Origin of the sequence: Verminephrobacter aporrectodeae subsp. tuberculatae, from assembly GCF_026127385.1 — a bacterium.
In the GTDB taxonomy this organism is placed as follows: Bacteria; Pseudomonadota; Gammaproteobacteria; order Burkholderiales; family Burkholderiaceae_C; genus Acidovorax; species Acidovorax aporrectodeae.
The window spans coordinates 169,640-189,267 of the sequence record NZ_QZCX01000003.1; the positions used below are offsets into that span (position 1 = coordinate 169,640).

The following is a 19,628-nucleotide window of genomic DNA, read 5'->3' on the forward strand; positions in this document are numbered from 1 at the left end:
GGTCAGAAATGCATGCTCACCGCGTCGCTGACGCGGTAGTCCGATTCCACGACCGGCATCCAGTGCCATTTGTCGAAGGTGGTGCAGGGGTGCGAAATGCCCAGGCCCACACGGTCACCGACTGCGGGCGCTTGGGGCGCATCCGGGGTGGCATCCCAGCGCAGGTAGGCGTGCTGGTCGTTGAGCGCGCTGATCTTCCAGTCCGCGGGCGCGGCCTGCGCCGCGCGCGCGCCGCGCGCGGCGTGCAAGATCGGCACGGGCAGCGCCAAGTCGAAGGAAATGTCGCGCTTGCCGACCGCGAGGATCGCCAACCCCGGCTCGGGGCAGGACTGCACCGTGGCCCAGACTTCGAGCGCGGGCCGCAGGCTGGTGTCGCAGCCGCAGCCCAGGCGTTCCTCCACTGCGCCGAGCATGCGCCGGTAGACGCCGTGGTCGTGCGTGACGTAGCAGCCCGAGCGCAGCAGGCCGCGCACCGGCACGCCGAGCGCGGGTTTCAGGCGCTCGGCGACGAGGTCGAAGATGGCCGATCCGCCGGCGGAGAGCAGCACCTCGTCGGTCTCGAAAAGCCCGCGCGCAGCGCAATCGCAGGCCACGGCGTGCACGCGGTCCATCAGCGCCCGCGCGTAGGCCGCGTCGGGCGCGCTCGCGCCGGTGGCGCCCAGGCCTTCGTAGGCCTCGATTCCGACGAGCCGGACGGCAGCGCTCGCGCGCAGCCGGGTGGCGAGCGCGAGCGCCTGCGCATGCGTGCGGCAGCCGGTGCGCGCACCTTCGACGCCGATTTCGAGCAGGGTCTCGAATGGCAGGCTGCCCGCGTGGCGCTGCGCCCAGTCCTCGATCAGCGCCAGTTGCGCGAGCGAATCGACCAGGAACGCGATGCGCAGCCCGGCGTGCGCGCGCAGCAGCGTCTGGATTCCCGCGAGGTCCTCGTCGCTGAGCACCTGGTTGGCGATGAGCGTGCGGCGCGCGCCCGCCGCCACGCCCACGGCCAGCTGCGTGACGGTCGCGAAAGTCAGGCCCCAGGCGCCGGCGTCGAGCTGGCGCCGGAACAGCTGCGGCGACATGCTCGTCTTGCCGTGCGGCGCAAGGTCGATTCCCCAGGCGCGCACGCGCGCCTGCATCCACGCCAGGTTGTGCTCCAGCGCCTCGCGCTTGAGCAGGGCCAGCGGCAGCGGCAGGTCGCCGGCCAACACGTTCCAGCCTGCGGCGCCGATTGCGCTGCACCGGCGCGGCGGCTGCGTGCGCGGATAGCCCTTGGAATGGCTGCCCAGCAGCGGGTCGTTGAAATCGTTCATGGCGGTCATGGTCATGCGGCAATCTGCGCGCGCAGGTCTTTGCGGATGCAGGCACTGTAATGCCCGGCGGATACTTCCTCGAGCGCGGGAACGGTCTGCGCGCAGGCGCCGATGGCGTGCGCGCAGCGGGTGCGGAACACGCAGCCCGAGGGCGGCGCGATGGGGCTGGGAATCTCGCCCCTGAGTGCGGGGCGCGCGAGCACCGCGTCCGGGTCGGGCCTCGGGCGCGCAGCCAGCAAGGCCTGCGTGTAGGGGTGCGCGGGGCGCGCGAACAGCACCTCGGTGCGGGCCACCTCCATCACCTTGCCCAGGTACAGCACGAGCACGCGCTCGCACAGGTACTCGACCACGTCGAGGTCGTGCGAGATGAAGAGCAGCGTCAGGCCGAGCCGCTCGCGCAGTTCGGCGAGCAGGTTGATGATCTGCGCCTGGATCGACAGGTCGAGCGCGGACAAGGGCTCGTCGGCGACGATGAACTCGGGCTCGACCGCCAGCGCGCGCGCCACGCCGATGCGCTGGCGCTGCCCGCCCGAGAACTCGTGCGCAAAACAGCGTGCATGCTCGGCGCGCAGGCCAACGGTTTCGAGCAGCTCGGCAATGCGCCTGGCGCGCGCGGCCGCGCCCCGGTGCAGGCCGTGCGTGGCCAGCGCCTCGCCGAGGACGGCGCCGATGCGCATCTTCGGGTTCAGGCTGGCGTAGGGGTCCTGGAAGATGATTTGCAGCTTGCTGCGCAGCCGGCGCATGCGCTCGTCCGACAGCGCGCCGATGTCCTCGCCGCGGTAGAGCAGCTGCCCGCTGCTGCGCTCGATCAGGCGCAGCAGGGCGCGCCCGATGGTGCTCTTGCCCGACCCCGATTCACCGACCAGGCCCAGCGTTTCGCCCGGCGCGATGGCGAACGACACGCCATCGACCGCGCGCACCGGGCGCGCGCTGCTGCCGAAGTATTTCTTCAGCCCGCGGACTTCGATGAGCGCAGGGGGGACGGCGTTCATGCGAGCTTCTCCTGCGGCACGCGGGCGCAGCGCACCTGCCAGTCCGGGCGGACGGTGCTCAGCGGCGGCAGCGCGGCGCTGCATTCGGCGAGCGCGCGCTCGCAGCGCGGCGCAAAGGCGCAACCCGGCGCAGGCGCCAGCGGGCTGGGCGCCTGGCCGCGAATCGCGAACAGGCGCCGGGGCCGGGGCTCGCCCGGCAGCCGCGCCTTGCCCGGCAGGCAGGCCAGCAGGCCCTGCGTGTAGGGATGCGCGGGCCGCGCGAACAGCGCGCGCACGGACGCGCTCTCGAGCACGCGGCCCGCGTAGAGAACGACCATGTCGTCGGCATGCTGCGCGACCACGCCGAGGTTGTGCGTGATGAAGAGGATGCTCATTCCCGTCTCCGCCTGGAGCCGGCGCATGAGTTCCAGGATCTGCGCCTGAACGGTCACGTCGAGCGCGGTGGTTGGCTCGTCGGCGATCAGCAGCGTCGGGCCGCAGGCCATCGCCAACGCAATCATCACGCGCTGGCGCATGCCGCCCGAGAGCTGGTGCGGGTACGCGTGCAGGCGCTGCGCTGCGGCCGGGATTTCGACCAGATCGAGCATGCGCAGCGCGTGCGCCAGCGCCGCCCTGCGCCCGAGCCCCTGGTGCCGGCGCACGCTTTCCGCGATCTGCTCGCCGACGGGGAACACCGGGTTCAGGCTGCTCATCGGCTCCTGGAAGATCATCGCCAGCTGGTTGCCGCGCAGCGCGCGCATCTCGCGCTCGCGAATGCGCAGCAGGTCGAGCGTGCGGCCTTCGCGCGTCACGAACGACGCGCTGCCGCCGAGCTGCGCGTTCGCGGACCGGGGCAGCAGGCGCATCAGCGCAAGGCTGGTGACGGACTTGCCCGACCCCGATTCGCCGACCAGCGCGGTCGTCTTTCCGGGCTGGATGGAGAAGCTCACGTCGGCCACCGAACGCACCAGACCGTCGCCCGTGGGAAAGCTCGCGCCCAAGTTGCTCACCGTCAGGCGCGCAGGGGTGATCGGGGGGCATTGCGGCATCACGCGGCCTTCTGGAGCCGGGGATCGAGCAGGTCGCGCACGCCGTCGCCCAGCAGTTGCAGCGCAAGCGCGCTGAAGATGATTGCCAGCCCCGGGAACAGCACGACCCAGAACGTCTGGTACGCCTGGTGCGCGTACTGCTGGCTGCCCGCGACCATGCTGCCCCAGGTCGGGCCCCCCGATTCGCCGACCAGCGCGGTCGAGAAGCTCACGTCGGCCACCGAACGCACCAGACCGTCGCCCGTGGGAAAGCTCGCGCCCAAGTTGCTCACCGTCAGGCGCGCAGGGGTGATCGGGGGGCATTGCGGCATCACGCGGCCTTCTGGAGCCGGGGATCGAGCAGGTCGCGCACGCCGTCGCCCAGCAGTTGCAGCGCAAGCGCGCTGAAGATGATTGCCAGCCCCGGGAACAGCACGACCCAGAACGTCTGGTACGCCTGGTGCGCGTACTGCTGGCTGCCCGCGACCATGCTGCCCCAGGTCGGGCCCCCCGATTCGCCGACCAGCGCGGTCGAGAAGCTCACGTCGGCCACCGAACGCACCAGACCGTCGCCCGTGGGAAAGCTCGCGCCCAAGTTGCTCACCGTCAGGCGCGCAGGGGTGATCGGGGGGCATTGCGGCATCACGCGGCCTTCTGGAGCCGGGGATCGAGCAGGTCGCGCACGCCGTCGCCCAGCAGTTGCAGCGCAAGCGCGCTGAAGATGATTGCCAGCCCCGGGAACAGCACGACCCAGAACGTCTGGTACGCCTGGTGCGCGTACTGCTGGCTGCCCGCGACCATGCTGCCCCAGGTCGGGCCCCCCGATTCGCCGACCAGCGCGGTCGAGAAGCTCACGTCGGCCACCGAACGCACCAGACCGTCGCCCGTGGGAAAGCTCGCGCCCAAGTTGCTCACCGTCAGGCGCGCAGGGGTGATCGGGGGGCATTGCGGCATCACGCGGCCTTCTGGAGCCGGGGATCGAGCAGGTCGCGCACGCCGTCGCCCAGCAGTTGCAGCGCAAGCGCGCTGAAGATGATTGCCAGCCCCGGGAACAGCACGACCCAGAACGTCTGGTACGCCTGGTGCGCGTACTGCTGGCTGCCCGCGACCATGCTGCCCCAGGTCGGGCCCCCCGATTCGCCGACCAGCGCGGTCGAGAAGCTCACGTCGGCCACCGAACGCACCAGACCGTCGCCCGTGGGAAAGCTCGCGCCCAAGTTGCTCACCGTCAGGCGCGCAGGGGTGATCGGGGGGCATTGCGGCATCACGCGGCCTTCTGGAGCCGGGGATCGAGCAGGTCGCGCACGCCGTCGCCCAGCAGTTGCAGCGCAAGCGCGCTGAAGATGATTGCCAGCCCCGGGAACAGCACGACCCAGAACGTCTGGTACGCCTGGTGCGCGTACTGCTGGCTGCCCGCGACCATGCTGCCCCAGGTCGGGCCCCCCGATTCGCCGACCAGCGCGGTCGAGAAGCTCACGTCGGCCACCGAACGCACCAGACCGTCGCCCGTGGGAAAGCTCGCGCCCAAGTTGCTCACCGTCAGGCGCGCAGGGGGGATCGGGGGGCATTGCGGCATCACGCGGCCTTCTGGAGCCGGGGATCGAGCAGGTCGCGCACGCCGTCGCCCAGCAGTTGCAGCGCAAGCGCGCTGAAGATGATCGCCAGCCCCGGGAACAGCACGACCCAGAACGCCTGGTGCGCGTACTGCTGGCTGCCCGCGACCATGCTGCCCCAGGTTGGGATATCGGGCGGCACGCCGACGCCGAGGAACGACAGCCCGGCCTCGGCCAGCAGCGCGCAGGCGAAGATGAACGACAGCTGCACGAGGATCGGCGACGTCAGGTTCGGCAGGATGTGCCGCCACAGAATGCGCGTGCTGCGCACGCCCAGCGCGCGCACGGCTTCGACGAACAGCAGCTCGCGCAGCACCAGCGTCGAGGCCCGCACCACCCGCGCCACGCGGGGCGTGTAGACCAGCACCAGAGCCAGCACCGTGTTCCTCGGCGAGGGTCCGAGAACGGCCACCAGCGCGATCGCCAGCAAGATGTCCGGAAAGGACAGCATCGCGTCGACCACGCGCATCAGCGGCGCGTCGAGCCGGCGCAGGAAACCGGCCAGCAGGCCCAGCGCGCTGCCGGCAAGGACCGCGCCGAGCGCGGTGAGCGCGGCAATGGCCAGCGAATGGCGCGCACCGTGCACGACGCGCGCGTACACGTCGCGCCCGAGCTCGTCGGTGCCCAGCAGATGCTCGGCGCTCGGCGCCTGCAGGCGCCGCAGCACGGCCATTTCGTTGGGGTCGGCGCCGGCAAGGACCGGCGCGCCTACTGCCAGGACGGCGATCGCCAGCAGCAGCAGCGCGGAAAACAGCACGCTGCGGCGCTGCATCAGCTGGCGGAGCATCCGGGGCGGGCGCATCGCTCAAACCTGCACGCGTGGATCGAGCACCGCGTACAGCAGGTCGATCGAGAAATTGATGAGCACGTAGATCGCGGCGATCACGAGCAGCGCGCCCTGAATGACCGGGTAGTCGCGCCGCAGCACGGCGCTGACCACGAGGTTGCCCACGCCGGGCAGGCCGAACACGGTCTCGGTGACGACGGCGCCGCCGATCATCAGCGCGACCGTCAGGCCGAGCACCGTGACGATGGGCAGCAGCGCATTGCGCAGCGCGTGCCGCAGCACCACCACGGGCTCGCTCAGGCCCTTGGAGCGCGCGGTGCGCACGTAGTCTTCGCCGAGCACGTCGAGCATCGCGGCGCGCGTGAAGCGGATGATGAGCGCCGAGTTCAGCAGGCCCAGCACGCAGGCCGGCAGCACCAGCGCGTGCAACCGCTCGGCGAGCGCCGCGCCGGGCGCGCCATAACCGGACACCGGAAACCAGCCGCAGGACACGGCGAAGATCTGGATGAGCACGATGGCGAGCCAGAAACCGGGAATGCTCGCGCCGAACATCGCGCTCACGGTGAACAGCTGGTCGGGCAAGCGCCCGCGGAACACGGCGGAAACGATTCCGCAAGGCAGGCCGATGAGCGCCGCAATGCCCACCGCCATCAGCGTCAGCAGCGCGGTCGGTTCGGCGCGCTCCCACAGCGCCTGCGCCACCGGGCGCTGCAGAAAGATCGACTCGCCGAGCCGGCCCTGCAGCAGCTCGCGCAGCCAGTAGCCAAACTGCAGCGGCAGCGGCTGGTCCAGGCCGTACTCGCGCTGCACGCGGGTGATGTCGGCCGCGCTGGCCTGGTCGCCGAGCAGCACCGCGACCGGGTCGCCCGCGGCCACGCGCGTGAGCACGAAGACGAGCAGCGCCACGATGGCGAGCACGGCGAACATGCCGGCCACGCGCGCGGCGAGGTAGCGCAGCAGGGATTTTTTCATCGGGTCTGCGGCGCGTGGCCTTGCCCGATCTTCGCGTTCCAGAAGAACGGCCAAATCGCGCTCTGGTAGTTCTCCAGCGCCGGGCTCTTGGCCGACAGGCCATGGAACTTGCCGACGTTGACGTACGGCACCTCGTCGTAGATCAGCTGCTGCACCGTGCCCCAGAGCGCAGCGCGCTTGGTCGGGTCGATCTCGACGTTGAAGGCCCGCAGCGCGGCCCGCTTCGCGGGCGTGTCCCACCAGCCGGGCGCGCCGTCGCCGAGTTGCGGCGGTGAGAGCATGGGATCGGGGAGTTGGCCGGAGTGGGTCACGTAGATGTCCCACAGCTTCGGGTCGTTGCGCCGCTGCACCAGCGTGGCCCAGTCGACCACGTCGAGCTCGACCCGAAAGCCCGCGCGCCGGAGCTGCCCGGCCATCAGCTGCGCCATGTTGTAGTGAAAGTCGTACTGGCGGCTCGTGAGCACGCGCACCGGCGCACCCTGGTAGCCGGCCTGGGCTGCGGCGTCCCTGGCCCGGGCGGCGTTGCGCTGGTTGTACTGGTCGGCGCCGGCGGTCGAATAAAACGGCGAGCCCTTGGGGAAATGGTTGGCTTCGGCGACGAAGAAGCGCGTGTCGCCAAAACCGGCCGCGAGCATCTCGCCCGCGCCCAGCGCGGTCTGGATCGCCTGGCGCAGCGGCTGGCTCGCGGCCACGCCTTCGCGGGTGTTGAGCACCAGGTACGCAAAGCCGAACGCGGGCGTCATGATGGCCAAGGTCTTGCCGCCGGACTTCTCCAGCCGCGGCAGCGCCTCCACCGGCAGCAGGTCGGCGTAGTCGTACTGGCCGGCGAGCGCGCCTTCGACGCGCGTGGCCGCGTTGGGTACGGGGACGAAGCGCAGTTCCTCGATCGCCGCTGCGCGCCTGCCACCGTAGCCGCTCGCGGGCTCTTGGCGCGCGCTGTACCGCTCGAAGCGCGTGAGCAGCACGAACTGGTCGGGGCGGCGTTCCTTGAAGCGGTAGGGGCCGGTGCCGACAAAGTCCTTCAGCGGCGAGGCGATCGCGTCCCTGGCCATGATCGCGGCCATCCCGCTGGGCAGCGCGAGTTGTGCGAGCAGCGGCGCATAGGCTTCCCGGAGAACGACCTCGATGCCCAGCGCGCCCTGGGCCCTGAGGCTCCCGACGACCCGGCCCATGGCCTTGCCGCGCGGCGACTGCTCCATCCAGCGCTGCAGGCTCGCGACCACGTCGTCGGCGCTGAGTTCGCGCCCGTTGTGCAGCATCACGCCCCGGCGCAGGGTGATGGCGTAGGTCTTGCCGTCGGCCGAGACCTTCGGCATGCCTTCGGCGAGCATCGGCACCACGTTCCACTTGGCGTCAAAGGTGTAGAGCGTCTCGTACACATGCTGCATGATCGTTGCGACCAGGTCGGCGCTTGAGGCCATCGGGTCCAGGGTCTGCGGCTCGGCCACCAGCGCCAGCGTGGCGAAATTGCGCGCGCCCTGCGCCTGCACGCCCTGCTGGGGCAGCGCGGCGCACAGCAGCGCGAGCAGGCCGGCGAACAGCCGGGGCCAGAGGGGGCGCTGGACGCAAGCGGCGTGGGGCATGGGGAGCTCCTTGTGGGGCACAGGCAGTATCAGAAAGAAATTTTCTCTCTGGCCTGGAATTTGGCGCATGTTCCCGCTGAAATCATCCGGGCTTACCCTGGTTCAACGAGTATTTATGAAATATATTTTCATTTCCGGAAGATACTCGCGGCCCGTCGCCTCCTCCCGTTCCCTCCCAAAAAAGGAGTTCCCATGCCCCTCGAATACCTTGGCGCCCCGCCCGCCGCCTCCGACCGCCAGGTCCGCCCCTTCTCCCCGGCCGTGCGCGCCGGTGACTTCGTCTACGTATCGGGCCAGGTGCCCGCGAACCAGGACGGCGAAATCGTTGCCGGCGGAATCGAGGCGCAGACGCGCCAGGTGATGGAAAACCTCAAGGCCGTGCTCGCGCTGGCCGGCGCCACGCTCGACGACGTGTGCAAGAGCACCGTTTGGCTGCAGGACGCGCGCGACTTTGGCGCCTTCAACCGCATCTACATGGGCTACTTCGGCGCGAACAAGCCGGCGCGTTCGACCACCGAAGCGCGGCTCATGGTCGATGCCCGGGTCGAGATCGACGCTGTCGCGTACAAACCAAGAACCTGAGCGCAGGAAATCCGTCTACGCCCCGGGCTGCTGCGGGAAAATCTGGCGCACGCAGCGGGCCAGTGCGTGCAGCAGCCAGTTGACGGCGCTTTGCTGGGGGCCGTTCCTGCGCCAGAGTGCGTCCACGTGGACGGGGGGCACGTCGAGCGGCAAGGCCCTTTGCGCGAGCACGTCGGCCAGGCCCGTCACGGGAACGAAGTGGCGCGGCAGCACGGTCAGCAGGTCCGATCCGGACACTACCCGCGCGGCCGTGAAGAACTGGTTTACCGTGATCACCACCTTGCGCTTTCGGCCCAGCGAGGCCAGGGCCTCGTCGATGAAACCAAAGGGGCGGCCCGAGAAGCTGACCAGCATGTGGCGTGCCGCGCAATAGGCGTCGAGCGTCAGCGGGGCATGCGCCAGGGGGTGGTCCTGGCGCATCACGCAGGTGTATTCCCCGTCGTAGAGCCGCCGGCTTTCAAAGGCCAGCCCGCCGCCCGACTGCGCCCGCGCCGTGAGGTCCGCGAGCACCGCGGGGAAATGGCCGATCGCCATGTCCGCGGCCTGCTCGTCGAGCAGGCGCCGCGGATCCCGGGTCGTCAAGGGCAGCACCCGCACCGAGACCCCCGGCGCCTCGCGCTCGATGCTCTCCACCAGCGCCGGCACCAGGGTGGCGGCCGTCGCGTCGGCCATCGCCAGCACCAGGGTGGACTCGGCCGTCGCCGGATCGAAGTGCCCCGGCGCCAGCGACTCCTGCAACTGCGTGAGCGCCTCGCGCACCGGCGGCCAGAGCGCGAGGGCGCGCGGCGTGGGCTCCACCCCCTGCCCGCTGCGCACCAGCAGTTCGTCGCCCAGCACCTCGCGCAGGCGGCGCATGGCGTTGCTCACGGCGGGCTGGGACAGCGAGAGCCGGTGCGCGGCACGGGTCAGGCTGCGCTGCGCCATCACCTCGTCGAACACGCGCAACAGGTTCAGGTCCAGAGAGCGGAAATTCAGCAGGCCCATGGCTTGTTCATCACCAACATGAATGACAACAATTCAGAATAATAAGTTGAATAGATCAAGGGTAAACCCTAGTATCGCTGCATCGCCCGGCAATTACGCCATGGGCGTTGAAAAAGGGAAAGCGAAATGACCAGCTTTGCAAACGTTGAGTACCCCAGCGAACACCCCGGCGTCGTGCGCGCGGAGAACGCCCTGTCGGCGCTCAAGCACGCCGCAGCCGGTTTCGACAGCGCCCGTGGCACGGCCACCCTGCTGCTCGCGGCCATGGTTTCGGCCATGCTGGTGTTGGCCAGCCGGGCGATCGACAGTTGGAGCGATGACCATCTGCTCACCGCATGGATGCTGTTGTGGCTCCTGGCCTTCGCCGCGCTGGCGCTGCTTGCCGCCCCCACGCGCCGTGCCGGCATTGCCCTGCGCCACGCGGCCCAGTCTTGGGCCGAGAGCCGCCGCCGGGCCATGGCGGATGAGCGCACCTGGCAAACCGCCTTGCACGACCCGCGCATCATGGCCGAGTTGAACCGCGCAATGGGCACCCCCGGCGTGACCGACCTGCGCAAGTGCTCCTACTGAAAACGGAAACCACGGCCCGCCTGCGCGCAAGCCGCCGGCCACCACATCAGGCAGTTGCCGGGCGGGCCTTCCAGCGTTCGTAGCCGGCCTGGCGCAACTCGCACGCCGGGCAGTTTGCACAGCCGTATCCCCAGGCGTGCAACTGCTCGCGCACGCCGTGGTAGCAGCTGTGTGAATCGTTCACGATCAGTTCCACCAACGCCGGCCCACCGAGCGAGCGGGCGAGTTCCCAGGTATCGGCCTTGTCCAGCCACATGAGCGGTGTTTCGATGGTGAAGCGTTGCCCCAGTCCCAGGGACACGGCCACTTGCAGGGCCTTGAGGCTGTCGTCGCGGCAGTCGGGGTAGCCCGAGAAATCGGTCTCGCACATGCCGCCCACCAGGGTGTGCAAGCCGCGCCGATAGCCCACGGCGGCGGCCAAGTTGAAGAACAGCAGATTGCGCCCCGGAACAAAGGTGTTGGGCAGGCCGGCGGCGGTCATTTGGATCTCTGCGTCGCGGGTCAGCGCCGTGTCGCTGATGCGGCCCAGCACGGTCAGATCGAGCAGGTGGTCGGCGCCGAGCCGCTCGCGCCACCGGGGAAAGCGCTCGCGAATGCCCGCCAGCACGCGCTCGCGGGCCTGGAGTTCCACGTGGTGGCGCTGGCCGTAGTCAAAGCCGATGGTCTCCACATGGGAAAAGCATTCCAGCGCCCAGGCCAGGCAGGTGCTGGAGTCCTGGCCGCCGGAAAAAAGGACGAGGGCATGCCCGGGTCGTCGCATGGGGCCTACCGATCGGGCGGGTGCGCCGCGTTGCGGGGCCGGCGGCGCCAGGCGATCAGGTCATCACCACGGCGATGAATGCCAGCAGGAACATCATGATTGCGCCGACCACGGGCAACACCAGGGGAACCACGGAAACGATGTTTTCCACCGGGTCGTTCGATGGTGCTTCGGGGGTGTGCGGGGGCTTGTGTTCGGACATGGTGGGGGGCATTCGGCTTGGAACCGTGGGATTCTAGCGCGCGCAGGCCAGAGGTCGGTGGTGCTTGCCGTGCACCGTATACGCTCGTCTTGCACAGCGAAGGAGCACCCAATTGATCCGCAATGCCGCAATGCCGCAATGCCAATGGGGCGCTCCGGTCAGTGGACGCCAATGGCTGCGCGCGCCAACGTGCTACGCTGCGGCCCGGGCAGGTCGGCCTAACAAAACAAAACGATTCAGGAGACATCGACACATGCAGCAGATCCTTCGGGCCGCGCTGGCCGCATGCGGCTTGGCGGCGGCCAGCACGTGCGCGCTGGCGCAGACGCCCTACCCCGCCGCGCCGATCACGCTGGTGGTGCCGTTCGCTGCGGGCAGCGGAACGGATTCGGTGGCGCGCACACTGGGCCAGAAGCTGGCCGAGCGGCTCGGGCAGCCGGTGCTGGTGGACAACCGGCCCGGCGCCAACGCGCAATTGGGCGCGCAGTTCGTCGCCAAGGCGCGGCCCGACGGCTACACGCTGTTCATGGCGACCAACACCTCGCACTCGGCCAACCCGGCGCTCTACGGCAACCTGAAGTACGACCCGATCAAGGACTTCACGCCCGTGGCGCGCGTGGGTGAACTGCCCTTCGCGCTCGCCGTGCACCCCTCGGTTCCTGCGCGATCGCTGACCGAGCTCATCGCGCATGCGCGCGCGCACCCGGGCAGGCTCAGCTACGCCACGCCGAACAGCACCTCCCTGGTGGCGATGGAGAGCATCAAGCAGATCACCGGAATCGACATCCTGGGCGTGCCCTACCGGTCGAGCCCGCAGGCCATGGCCGACCTCGTCGGCGGGCAGGTGCAGGTGTACGTGGTGGATCTGGGGTCGGGCCGCAGCATGCTCACCAGCGACAAGCTGCGCACGCTGGGAGTCACCACCACCCAGCCCTCGGCCCTGCTGCCCGGCGTGCCGCCCATCGGACGCGTCGTCAAGGGCTTTGACCTGACCTCGTGGAACGGCATCTTCGGGCCCGCGGGCATGCCGCCCGGCGTCGTGCAGCGCCTGCATGCCGAACTCCAGGCGGTGCTCGCCGAGAAGGAAACGCAGGACAAGCTGGCGCAGATCGGCTTTCAGGTCTGGCCCAGCAAGACCCCCGAGGCGTTCGCCCGGTACGTGGCCGAGCAGCTCGCGCATTGGCGCGGGCTGATCCAGCAGGCCGGAATCCGGCCCGAATGAGTACCCCGATCAGCCGACGACCAAGAGCAGCTAACCCATGCCAAACACCACACCTGCGCCCGCAGGCCCGCTTGCGGGCGTGAAGATCCTTGATCTCACCTCGGTCATCCTGGGGCCGTTTGCCACACAGATCCTGGCCCAGCTCGGCGCCGACGTCGTCAAGCTCGAACCCCCCGAGGGCGACAACCTGCGCCATGTGGGGCCGATGCGCAACGCGGGCATGGGGCATATCTTTCTGCACGCGAATGCCGGCAAGCGCAGCATCGCGCTGGACCTCAAGCATCCCGCCGGGCGCGAGGCCGCCCTGAGGCTCGCCGAGGGCTGCGACCTGCTCATCAGCAACGTGCGGCCGCAGGCGCTCGCGCGGCTGGGGCTGGACTACGAGGCGGTGCGCGCGCGCAACCCGCGCATCATCCACGTGAGCTGCTGCGGCTTCGACCAGCAAGGGCCCGACGCCGCGCGCCCGGCCTACGACGACCTGATCCAGGGCGCCACCGGAATCCCCTGGCTGATGCAGCAGTACGGCGCGCCCGAGCCGGCCTACGCGCCGACCACGCTCGCGGACCGCGTCACCGGGCTGCACGCGGTCTACGCCGTCACGGCCGCGCTGTACGCGCGCGAGCGCACGGGCCGGGGACAGGCCATCGTCGTTCCCATGTTCGAGGCCATGGCCCAGTTCGTTCTGGGCGACCATATGGCGGGCCAGAGCTTCGATCCCCCGCTGGGCGGGCCGGGCTACGCGCGGCTGCTCAGCGTGCACCGCAGGCCCTACGCCACGCAGGACGGCATGCTGTGCGTGCTGATTTACAACGACAAGCACTGGCGCAGCTTTTTTGCCGCCATCGGCGAATCCGAAGGGCTTGCGCGCGATCCGCGCTTTGCCACGCACGGCGCGCGCGCCGTCCATATCGACGCCGTGTACGCCGAGGTCGCGCGCATCCTGCGCACGCGCAGCACCGCGGCCTGGCGCACGCTGCTCGACGCGGCCGACGTGCCGAACATGCCGATGCACTCGCCGCAGGAACTGCTCACGCACCCGCAGCTGCGCGCCACGGGCTTTGTGCACGAGTGCGCGCACCCCAGCGAGGGCAGGCTGCACGCGCTGGCCACTCCGACGCGCTGGTCGGACACGCCGCCGGCGCGCAGCCAGTCGCCCGCGCCGCGCCTGGGCGAACACACGTGCGCGCTGCTCGCGGAAGCGGGCTACAGCGCCGCGCAGATCGACGCGCTGCTCGCGCAGGGCGCCTGCCGGGCGGCCGCGGCGCCGGGCAGCGGCGCCGCAGAAGCTGCTGCATGAGCACGGGCCCGCGCTACCTGGTGCGCGCTGCCGACGTGCCCGCGTACCAGCCCGCATACCACGAGCACACGTGCAACCAGCTCGTGATCTACAGCCCGCCGTATGGCGAATCCCCCGACCGGCTCATCCGTCCCCCCACGCCACCATGAACTTCGCCACCACCCCCGAGCAGGAACAGATCCGCGACGCCGTGGAGCGCGTCTGCGCCCCCTTTGACGCCGACTACTGGCTGCACCGCGACCGCGACGGGGGCTTCCCCGAGGACTTCCACCGCGCGCTCGCCGATTCGGGCTGGCTCGGAATCGCCATGCCCGAAGCCTACGGCGGCGCGGGACTGGGAATCAGCGAGGCCGCGCTGATGATGCACACCATCGCCGCCACGGGCGCGGGCCTGTCGGGCGCGTCCGCAGTGCACATGAACATCTTCGGCCTGCACCCCGTGGTGATGTTCGGCAGCGACGCGCAAAAGGCGCGCTGGCTGCCGCCGCTGATCCAGGGGCGCGACAAGGCCTGCTTCGGCGTGACCGAGCCCGACGCCGGCCTGAACACGCTCAAGCTCAGGACCCGCGCCGTGCGCCAGGGCGACCACTACCTGGTGCACGGCCAGAAACTGTGGATCAGCACCGCGCAGGTGGCGAGCAAGATCCTGCTGCTCGCGCGCACCACGCCCGTGGAGGAATGCCGCGGCGTGCAGGGCCTGAGCCTGTTCTATACGGACCTGGACCGCAGCAGCGTGGAGGTGCACGAGATCGACAAGCTCGGGCGCAAATGCGTGGACTCGAACCAGGTCTTCATCGACGGGCTGCGCATCCCCGTGGAAGACCGCGTGGGCGAGGAGGGCCAGGGCTTTGGCTACATCCTGCACGGCCTGAACCCGGAGCGCATCCTGATCGCCAGCGAGGCCGTGGGTCTGGGGCGCGCAGCGCTCGCGCGCGCCGCCGGCTACGCCAACGCACGCGAGGTGTTCGGCCGCCGCATCGGGCAGAACCAGGCCATCCAGCACCCGCTGGCCGAGTCGTGGATGGAACTCGAGGCCGCGCAGCTCATGGTGCACAAGGCCGCCTGGCTCTACGACCAGCACCAGCCCTGCGGCGCCGAGGCGAACGCCGCCAAGTACCTCGCTGCCGAGGCCTGCTACCGGGCCTGCGAGCGCGCCATCTTCACGCATGGCGGAATGGGCTACGCCAAGGAATACCACGTGGAGCGCTACCTGCGCGAAGCCTGGATCCCGCGCCTTGCCCCGGTGAGCCCGCAGCTGATCCTGTGCTTTATCGCCGAGAAGGTGCTGGGGTTGCCGAAATCCTATTGAGGGGCAACGCCCCCGAGCCGCCTGCGGGGCTCTTGGCACGGGCGGCGCAGGGCAGTCGGCGCACAATGCCACCCCATGCACCAACGCCTGCTCCACCGCCTCGCAGCGACCCTTCTGCTGGCAGCAGCCAGCGCTCCATGGAGCAGCGCCTGCGCCCAGTTCGCGCCCCCATCCGGCGCCCCGGGAAGCAGCGTGCTCACAACGCCCCACGTGCGCGCCGAACTCCTGGCGCATGCGCCCCAGGGCGTGGCGCCCGGAGAGCCGCTGTGGCTCGGCCTGTCGCTCACCCACCAGCCCGGCTGGCACAGCTACTGGAAAAACCCGGGGGATTCGGGCCTGCCCACCACCCTGGACTGGGTCTTGCCCGCGGGGCTGGACCCGGGCGAGATCGCCTGGCCCTTGCCCGGGAAAATTCGCGTCGGCACGCTGACCAACTACGGCTACGAAGGCCGCGTGCTGCTATCCGTTCCCGTCACCGTGGGCAGCGGCTTTGCGCCCGGCCCGCTGGCGCAGGACGTGCACGTGCGCCTGCACGCAACGTGGCTCGTCTGCAGCAAGGAATGCATACCCGAAGCGGGTGAATTCACGCTGCAACTGCCCATCAAGAGCAGCACGGCGCTGAGCGCTGCGGCCTTTGAAGCCGCGCGCGAGGCGCAGCCCCGCGCAGTGGACTCCTCCAGCGTGTCCGACAACCAGGCGCGGCTCGACGGCAACGCGCTGCAAATCCGCGTCGCGGGCCTGCCCGCGGCATTGCGCGGAAGAACCCTGGACCTGTTCCCCGAAACGCCCGCGACCATCGCCGCCGCCGGCCCCTGGACCCAGTCCTGGAACGGCAGCCTGTGGACCGCGCGGCTTCCCTTGTCAGAGCCGCGCAGCAGCAGCCCCACGGCGCTGCCCGTGGTGCTCGCGGAGCGGACGCCGGGGAGCGCTCCGCGCCCGGGCTACCGCGCCGAACTGCAGGTGCTCGGCGCATGGCCCAGCCCCGCGCCCGAGGTCGGTGTGCCGCCCGCGCTCGGGGCCGCGCTCGAGGCCAACGCGGCGCGCGCCGCCGGGTTGGAAAACGTCCCCGCAGCAGCAGGCTCCGGCGCCTCCTTGCCCGCACTCATGGTCGCGCTGCTCGGGGCCTTGCTCGGCGGGCTGATCCTGAACCTCATGCCCTGCGTGCTCCCGGTGCTCGCCATCAAGGTCTCGGGCCTTGCGCGCAACGCCCGAGACCGCCGCGCCCGCCGTGCAGACGGCGTCGCCTACACCGCGGGCGTGCTGCTGTGCTTCATGGCGCTGGGCGCGCTCATGCTGGGCCTGCGCGCGGCGGGCCAGGCCGTCGGCTGGGGTTTTCAGCTGCAGTCGCCCGCCATGGTCGCGGCGCTGGCGGCGCTGTTCACGCTGATTGCGCTGAACCTCGCGGGGGTATTCCGATTCGGGCAGATCCTGCCCACGTCGCTGGCCAGCGTGCAGGCGCAGCACCCGGTGGCCGACGCGTTCCTGGGCGGCGTGCTCGCCGTGGCCGTCGCGTCCCCCTGCACGGCGCCGTTCATGGGCGCCTCGCTGGGCCTTGCGGCGACGCTGCCCGCCCCCCAGGCGCTGGCCGTGTTTGCTGCGCTGGGCCTGGGCCTGGCCCTGCCCTATCTGGCCGCCAGCTTTGCGCCCGGCGTGGCGCGCGCACTCCCGCGCCCCGGCGCATGGATGGACATTTTGCGCAAGCTCATGGCCTTCCCCATGCTCGCCACCGTGGTCTGGCTGGTGTGGGTGCTGGGGCAGCAAAGCGGCATCGACGGTGCGGGCGCGCTGCTGATCCTGCTGCTGGGCCTGGGCATGCTGGTCTGGGCGCTGGCGCTGCCAGGCCGCGCCCGCCTGTGGACGGGCACGGCCGCCGGCGCGGTGCTGGCGCTGCTCGTCTGGGCCTTTGCGCCGCACATCACGAACGGGGCCGCTCCCGCCGCAGGGGAGTCCGCCGCCAGCACCGGCCAGAACTGGCAGGCCTGGACCCCGGGCGCCGTGCAGCAGACCGTCGCCAGCGGTCGCCCGGTGTTCGTGGACTTCACGGCCGCGTGGTGCATCACCTGCCAGTACAACAAGAAAACGACGCTCGCCAACGCCGCCGTACTCGCCGACCTGGCCGCCAAAAACGTGGCCCTGCTGCGCGCCGACTGGACAAGGCGCGACCCCGCCATCAGCGCTGCGCTGACGGCCCTGGGCCGCAGCGGCGTCCCCGTATACGTCTTCTACCGGCCGGGCCGCCCCCCGGTGGTGCTGACCGAGGTCCTGCGGGTCAACGAAGTCCGCTCCCTCATTGCCACGCTGTAGGCGGGGGCCTGCGCGGGTTTTACTCGGCCCGGATGGCCCGCATGGCGATCACAGCGCCCAGCAGCACGGTGTCTGCCTGGATGCGGTTTGCCAGGCCCTCGGGTGACGAGCCGACGGTCTGCCAGCCCTGTTGGAATAGCTTGCTGCGCACCTCCTGGCTGCGGGCGATTTCGCCGATCAGCGCGGCCAGTCTGGCCCGGACGGACGGGGGCATGCCGGCCGGGGCCGCAAAGGCATTCCAGATCTCCAGGCTGAAGTCCCGTACGCCGGCCTCGGACAGGCTCGGCAGATCCGGGGCCAGCGGGCTGCGGCCGGCGGAGGTCACGCCAATCGCCCGCAGCTTGCCTGCCCGCACCTGGGCCAAGGCCAGCCCGGGGGGCAGCAGCGCCAGCTGCAACTGCCCGCCCAGCATGGCGTTCGCCACCTGCGCATAGCCGGGGTAGGGAACGTGCACGGGGTTGATTGCGCTGCGCGACTTGAGCAGTTCCGTGCCGATGTGGCCCACGGTCCCCACCCCCGGCGTGCCATAGCTCCAGGTGTCGCCGCCGTTGCGCGCCGCGGCGAAGAACGCGTGCGCACTGCCAGTGGCGGGAACGCCTGGCTGGTTCAGGGGCGCGGTGAGTATCAGGGGGGATGTGCCGACGAGGCTCAGCGGCGCCAAGTCCTTGAGCGGGTCGTAGGACAGGGCCGGATTCAGCAGCTTGGCAATGGTCAGGTTGCCATTGATCATCAGGCCGATGGTGTGCCCGTCGCGCGCCTTGGCCAGCGCATCGGCGCCGATATTGCCGCCTGCGCCCACTTTGTTGTCCACGATCACGGGCTGGCCCAGGGCCTTGGACAGGGGCTCGGCAAAGGTGCGCGCGGTGATGTCGGGCGACGATCCCGCGGGAAAGCCGACGATGATTTTCAGGGGCCGGGTGGGCCATTCCAGCGGCGCTGCGGCAGCCCGGGCCTTGCCCTGCACCAGTGCCCAGGGGGACACTGCGGCCAGGGCGCTCAGCAGGGCAGCGCGGCGGGAAACAGGGTGCGGAGGGCATGGCATGAAGCGGGTCTCCTCAGGAAATATCCGGTGGCCGAAACGACGCGGGGCCCCGCACAACCGGGGCCCCGTGAAGGGAGCAAAAAGGGAGCCGTCCCCATCAAACGTATTCGGCCAAGACCTTTCTCATTTTCTTCATGGCCGCCACCTCGATCTGCCGGATGCGTTCGGCGCTCACGCCGTAGACCGCGGCCAGATCGTGCAGCGTCATGCCACCCGATCCGTCGTCGTTGACCTTGAGCCAGCGCTCCTGCACGATGCAGCGGCTGCGCTCGTCCAGGCTTTCCAGCGCCATGGCGATGCCGTCCGTGGCCAGTACATCGCGCTGGCGCGATTCGATCATCGCCGTGGGCTCGTGCGAGGCGTCCGTGAGGTAGGCGATGGGGCCAAAGGCCTGCTCGCCATCGTCCGAGGGAGCCGGGTCGAGCAATACGTCGCCACCCGACATGCGGGTTTCCATCTCGATGACTTCTTCGCGCTTCACATTCAGCTGTGCGGCCACCACGTCGATCTCGTGCTCGGACAGCGTGTCGCGGTGCGTGGCGGCGTCCTGCGCCGACGCGCTGGCCTTGAAGCCCTGCTTCATGGAGCGCAGGTTGAAGAACAGCTTGCGCTGGGGCTTGGTGGTCGCCATCTTGACCATGCGCCAGTTCTTCAGGATGTATTCGTGGATCTCGGCCTTGATCCAGTGCATGGCGTAGCTCACCAGCCGCACGCCCTGGCCGGGGTCGAAACGCTTGACGGCCTTCATGAGGCCGACGTTGCCTTCCTGGATCAGGTCACCATGCGGCAGACCGTAGCCGAGGTATTGGCGCGCAATCGACACCACGAGGCGCAGGTGCGACATCACCAGCCGGCCGGCAGCGTCCAGGTCGTTGTTCTCCTTGAACTGGCGTGCGTAGGCCTGCTCTTCTTCGTGCGTGAGCAGGGGGAGCCGGTTGACGGCGGATATGTAGGCGTCCAGATTGCCCAGAGGAGGCACCAGCGCCCATGGGTTCGCGGGTGCCAGGGTCATCGTGGCGGTTCCAGATTGAATGCTCATTCCAGGAATCCTTTCGGTTGCAGGCCGGGATGTTAGCACTCCTTGCGAGCGAGTGCCAAAGCCGAAGTTCC

At 69.9% G+C, this 19,628-nt stretch carries 18 protein-coding genes and 5 pseudogenes; 7 read left to right on the top strand and 16 right to left on the bottom strand.

From position 1 onward, the window contains the following. Window positions 1-2: 2 nt before the first annotated feature. The 11 genes and pseudogenes from D5041_RS15795 to D5041_RS15845 form a co-directional block, all read right to left on the bottom strand. Complete coding sequence (locus tag D5041_RS15795; protein WP_265285186.1) at window positions 3-1,307, bottom strand: amino acid deaminase; 1,305 nt, start codon at window positions 1,305-1,307, stop codon at window positions 3-5. Then, the gene (locus D5041_RS15800; protein ID WP_265285187.1) at window positions 1,304-2,284 is read right to left on the bottom strand and encodes an ABC transporter ATP-binding protein; all 981 of its coding nucleotides are present in this window, start codon (window positions 2,282-2,284) and stop codon (window positions 1,304-1,306) included. Before D5041_RS15800 ends, D5041_RS15795 begins: the two co-directional genes overlap by 4 nt. Next, a complete protein-coding gene (locus tag D5041_RS15805) occupies window positions 2,281-3,312 on the bottom strand; it encodes an ABC transporter ATP-binding protein (RefSeq protein ID WP_265285188.1) in 1,032 nt (343 codons plus the stop codon). The genes D5041_RS15800 and D5041_RS15805 overlap by 4 nt, the downstream gene beginning before the upstream one ends. After that, window positions 3,312-3,485: pseudogene (locus D5041_RS15810) on the bottom strand (ABC transporter permease); the annotation flags it as partial. The pseudogene D5041_RS15810 and the gene D5041_RS15805, both read right to left, overlap by 1 nt. Before the next feature lie 137 nt (window positions 3,486-3,622). Next, window positions 3,623-3,796: pseudogene (locus D5041_RS15815) on the bottom strand (ABC transporter permease); the annotation flags it as partial. A 137-nt stretch (window positions 3,797-3,933) separates the two neighbouring features. Next, a pseudogene (locus D5041_RS15820) lies at window positions 3,934-4,107 on the bottom strand (ABC transporter permease); the annotation flags it as partial. Between the two features lie 137 nt (window positions 4,108-4,244). Next, a pseudogene (locus D5041_RS15825) lies at window positions 4,245-4,418 on the bottom strand (ABC transporter permease); the annotation flags it as partial. Window positions 4,419-4,555: 137 nt separating this feature from the next. Beyond that, window positions 4,556-4,729 (bottom strand): annotated as a pseudogene (locus tag D5041_RS15830) (ABC transporter permease); the annotation flags it as partial. 137 nt (window positions 4,730-4,866) lie between these two features. Then, window positions 4,867-5,706, bottom strand: a complete 840-nt coding sequence (locus tag D5041_RS15835) for an ABC transporter permease (RefSeq protein ID WP_265285189.1) — start codon at window positions 5,704-5,706, stop codon at window positions 4,867-4,869. A 3-nt stretch (window positions 5,707-5,709) separates the two neighbouring features. Beyond that, window positions 5,710-6,651, bottom strand: a complete 942-nt coding sequence (locus D5041_RS15840; protein ID WP_265281896.1) for an ABC transporter permease — start codon at window positions 6,649-6,651, stop codon at window positions 5,710-5,712. Window positions 6,652-6,659: 8 nt separating this feature from the next. Continuing rightward, a complete protein-coding gene (locus D5041_RS15845) occupies window positions 6,660-8,246 on the bottom strand; it encodes an ABC transporter substrate-binding protein (RefSeq protein WP_265285190.1) in 1,587 nt (528 codons plus the stop codon). A 192-nt stretch (window positions 8,247-8,438) separates the two neighbouring features. Here D5041_RS15845 and D5041_RS15850 point away from each other — a divergent pair, with 192 nt between their 5' ends. After that, entirely contained in the window at window positions 8,439-8,828 is a 390-nt protein-coding gene (locus D5041_RS15850) for a RidA family protein (RefSeq protein ID WP_010107829.1), read from the top strand. 15 nt (window positions 8,829-8,843) lie between these two features. Here the strand turns inward: D5041_RS15850 and D5041_RS15855 are convergent, their stop codons facing one another. Next, entirely contained in the window at window positions 8,844-9,812 is a 969-nt protein-coding gene (locus tag D5041_RS15855) for a LysR family transcriptional regulator (RefSeq protein WP_265285191.1), read from the bottom strand. A gap of 126 nt (window positions 9,813-9,938) precedes the next feature. On the opposite strand from D5041_RS15855, the gene D5041_RS15860 reads away from it, so the two are divergent. Continuing rightward, the gene (locus D5041_RS15860) at window positions 9,939-10,382 is read left to right on the top strand and encodes a hypothetical protein (RefSeq protein ID WP_265285192.1); all 444 of its coding nucleotides are present in this window, start codon (window positions 9,939-9,941) and stop codon (window positions 10,380-10,382) included. Window positions 10,383-10,428: 46 nt separating this feature from the next. Here the strand turns inward: D5041_RS15860 and queC are convergent, their stop codons facing one another. Next, the gene (gene queC, locus D5041_RS15865) at window positions 10,429-11,142 is read right to left on the bottom strand and encodes a 7-cyano-7-deazaguanine synthase QueC (protein ID WP_265280701.1); all 714 of its coding nucleotides are present in this window, start codon (window positions 11,140-11,142) and stop codon (window positions 10,429-10,431) included. A 55-nt stretch (window positions 11,143-11,197) separates the two neighbouring features. Continuing rightward, window positions 11,198-11,344: a hypothetical protein gene (locus tag D5041_RS15870; protein ID WP_169315428.1), complete on the bottom strand. Its 147-nt coding sequence runs from the start codon at window positions 11,342-11,344 to the stop codon at window positions 11,198-11,200. A 253-nt stretch (window positions 11,345-11,597) separates the two neighbouring features. On the opposite strand from D5041_RS15870, the gene D5041_RS15875 reads away from it, so the two are divergent. The 5 genes from D5041_RS15875 (at window position 11,598) to D5041_RS15895 (ending at window position 17,476) form a co-directional block, all read left to right on the top strand. Further along, complete coding sequence (locus D5041_RS15875; protein ID WP_010107812.1) at window positions 11,598-12,566, top strand: Bug family tripartite tricarboxylate transporter substrate binding protein; 969 nt, start codon at window positions 11,598-11,600, stop codon at window positions 12,564-12,566. A gap of 37 nt (window positions 12,567-12,603) precedes the next feature. Further along, the gene (locus D5041_RS15880) at window positions 12,604-13,863 is read left to right on the top strand and encodes a CaiB/BaiF CoA transferase family protein (RefSeq protein WP_265285193.1); all 1,260 of its coding nucleotides are present in this window, start codon (window positions 12,604-12,606) and stop codon (window positions 13,861-13,863) included. Continuing rightward, on the top strand, window positions 13,860-14,012 hold the full coding sequence (locus D5041_RS15885) for a hypothetical protein (RefSeq protein WP_265285194.1): 153 nt from the start codon (window positions 13,860-13,862) through the stop codon (window positions 14,010-14,012). The genes D5041_RS15880 and D5041_RS15885 overlap by 4 nt, the downstream gene beginning before the upstream one ends. Then, window positions 14,009-15,172, top strand: a complete 1,164-nt coding sequence (locus D5041_RS15890; protein WP_265285195.1) for an acyl-CoA dehydrogenase family protein — start codon at window positions 14,009-14,011, stop codon at window positions 15,170-15,172. The genes D5041_RS15885 and D5041_RS15890 overlap by 4 nt, the downstream gene beginning before the upstream one ends. Before the next feature lie 75 nt (window positions 15,173-15,247). Next, on the top strand, window positions 15,248-17,476 hold the full coding sequence (locus tag D5041_RS15895) for a protein-disulfide reductase DsbD family protein (protein WP_265285196.1): 2,229 nt from the start codon (window positions 15,248-15,250) through the stop codon (window positions 17,474-17,476). Between the two features lie 19 nt (window positions 17,477-17,495). Here the strand turns inward: D5041_RS15895 and D5041_RS15900 are convergent, their stop codons facing one another. Beyond that, entirely contained in the window at window positions 17,496-18,518 is a 1,023-nt protein-coding gene (locus tag D5041_RS15900) for a Bug family tripartite tricarboxylate transporter substrate binding protein (protein WP_265285197.1), read from the bottom strand. Window positions 18,519-18,615: 97 nt separating this feature from the next. Beyond that, the gene (gene rpoH, locus D5041_RS15905) at window positions 18,616-19,557 is read right to left on the bottom strand and encodes an RNA polymerase sigma factor RpoH (RefSeq protein WP_010100844.1); all 942 of its coding nucleotides are present in this window, start codon (window positions 19,555-19,557) and stop codon (window positions 18,616-18,618) included. Window positions 19,558-19,628 lie beyond the last annotated feature (71 nt).

What these genes read in the sequence shown, in the direction of transcription:
- D5041_RS15795 (WP_265285186.1), bottom strand. Translation starts at nt 1,307, where the DNA reads ATGACCATGACCGCCATGAACGATTTCAACGACCCGCTGCTGGGCAGC.
- D5041_RS15800 (WP_265285187.1), bottom strand. Translation starts at nt 2,284, where the DNA reads ATGAACGCCGTCCCCCCTGCGCTCATCGAAGTCCGCGGGCTGAAGAAA.
- D5041_RS15805 (WP_265285188.1), bottom strand. Translation starts at nt 3,312, where the DNA reads ATGCCGCAATGCCCCCCGATCACCCCTGCGCGCCTGACGGTGAGCAAC.
- D5041_RS15835 (WP_265285189.1), bottom strand. Translation starts at nt 5,706, where the DNA reads ATGCGCCCGCCCCGGATGCTCCGCCAGCTGATGCAGCGCCGCAGCGTG.
- D5041_RS15845 (WP_265285190.1), bottom strand. Translation starts at nt 8,246, where the DNA reads ATGCCCCACGCCGCTTGCGTCCAGCGCCCCCTCTGGCCCCGGCTGTTC.
- D5041_RS15850 (WP_010107829.1), top strand. Translation starts at nt 8,439, where the DNA reads ATGCCCCTCGAATACCTTGGCGCCCCGCCCGCCGCCTCCGACCGCCAG.
- D5041_RS15855 (WP_265285191.1), bottom strand. Translation starts at nt 9,812, where the DNA reads ATGGGCCTGCTGAATTTCCGCTCTCTGGACCTGAACCTGTTGCGCGTG.
- D5041_RS15860 (WP_265285192.1), top strand. Translation starts at nt 9,939, where the DNA reads ATGACCAGCTTTGCAAACGTTGAGTACCCCAGCGAACACCCCGGCGTC.
- queC (WP_265280701.1), bottom strand. Translation starts at nt 11,142, where the DNA reads ATGCGACGACCCGGGCATGCCCTCGTCCTTTTTTCCGGCGGCCAGGAC.
- D5041_RS15870 (WP_169315428.1), bottom strand. Translation starts at nt 11,344, where the DNA reads ATGTCCGAACACAAGCCCCCGCACACCCCCGAAGCACCATCGAACGAC.
- D5041_RS15875 (WP_010107812.1), top strand. Translation starts at nt 11,598, where the DNA reads ATGCAGCAGATCCTTCGGGCCGCGCTGGCCGCATGCGGCTTGGCGGCG.
- D5041_RS15880 (WP_265285193.1), top strand. Translation starts at nt 12,604, where the DNA reads ATGCCAAACACCACACCTGCGCCCGCAGGCCCGCTTGCGGGCGTGAAG.
- D5041_RS15885 (WP_265285194.1), top strand. Translation starts at nt 13,860, where the DNA reads ATGAGCACGGGCCCGCGCTACCTGGTGCGCGCTGCCGACGTGCCCGCG.
- D5041_RS15890 (WP_265285195.1), top strand. Translation starts at nt 14,009, where the DNA reads ATGAACTTCGCCACCACCCCCGAGCAGGAACAGATCCGCGACGCCGTG.
- D5041_RS15895 (WP_265285196.1), top strand. Translation starts at nt 15,248, where the DNA reads ATGCACCAACGCCTGCTCCACCGCCTCGCAGCGACCCTTCTGCTGGCA.
- D5041_RS15900 (WP_265285197.1), bottom strand. Translation starts at nt 18,518, where the DNA reads ATGCCATGCCCTCCGCACCCTGTTTCCCGCCGCGCTGCCCTGCTGAGC.
- rpoH (WP_010100844.1), bottom strand. Translation starts at nt 19,557, where the DNA reads ATGAGCATTCAATCTGGAACCGCCACGATGACCCTGGCACCCGCGAAC.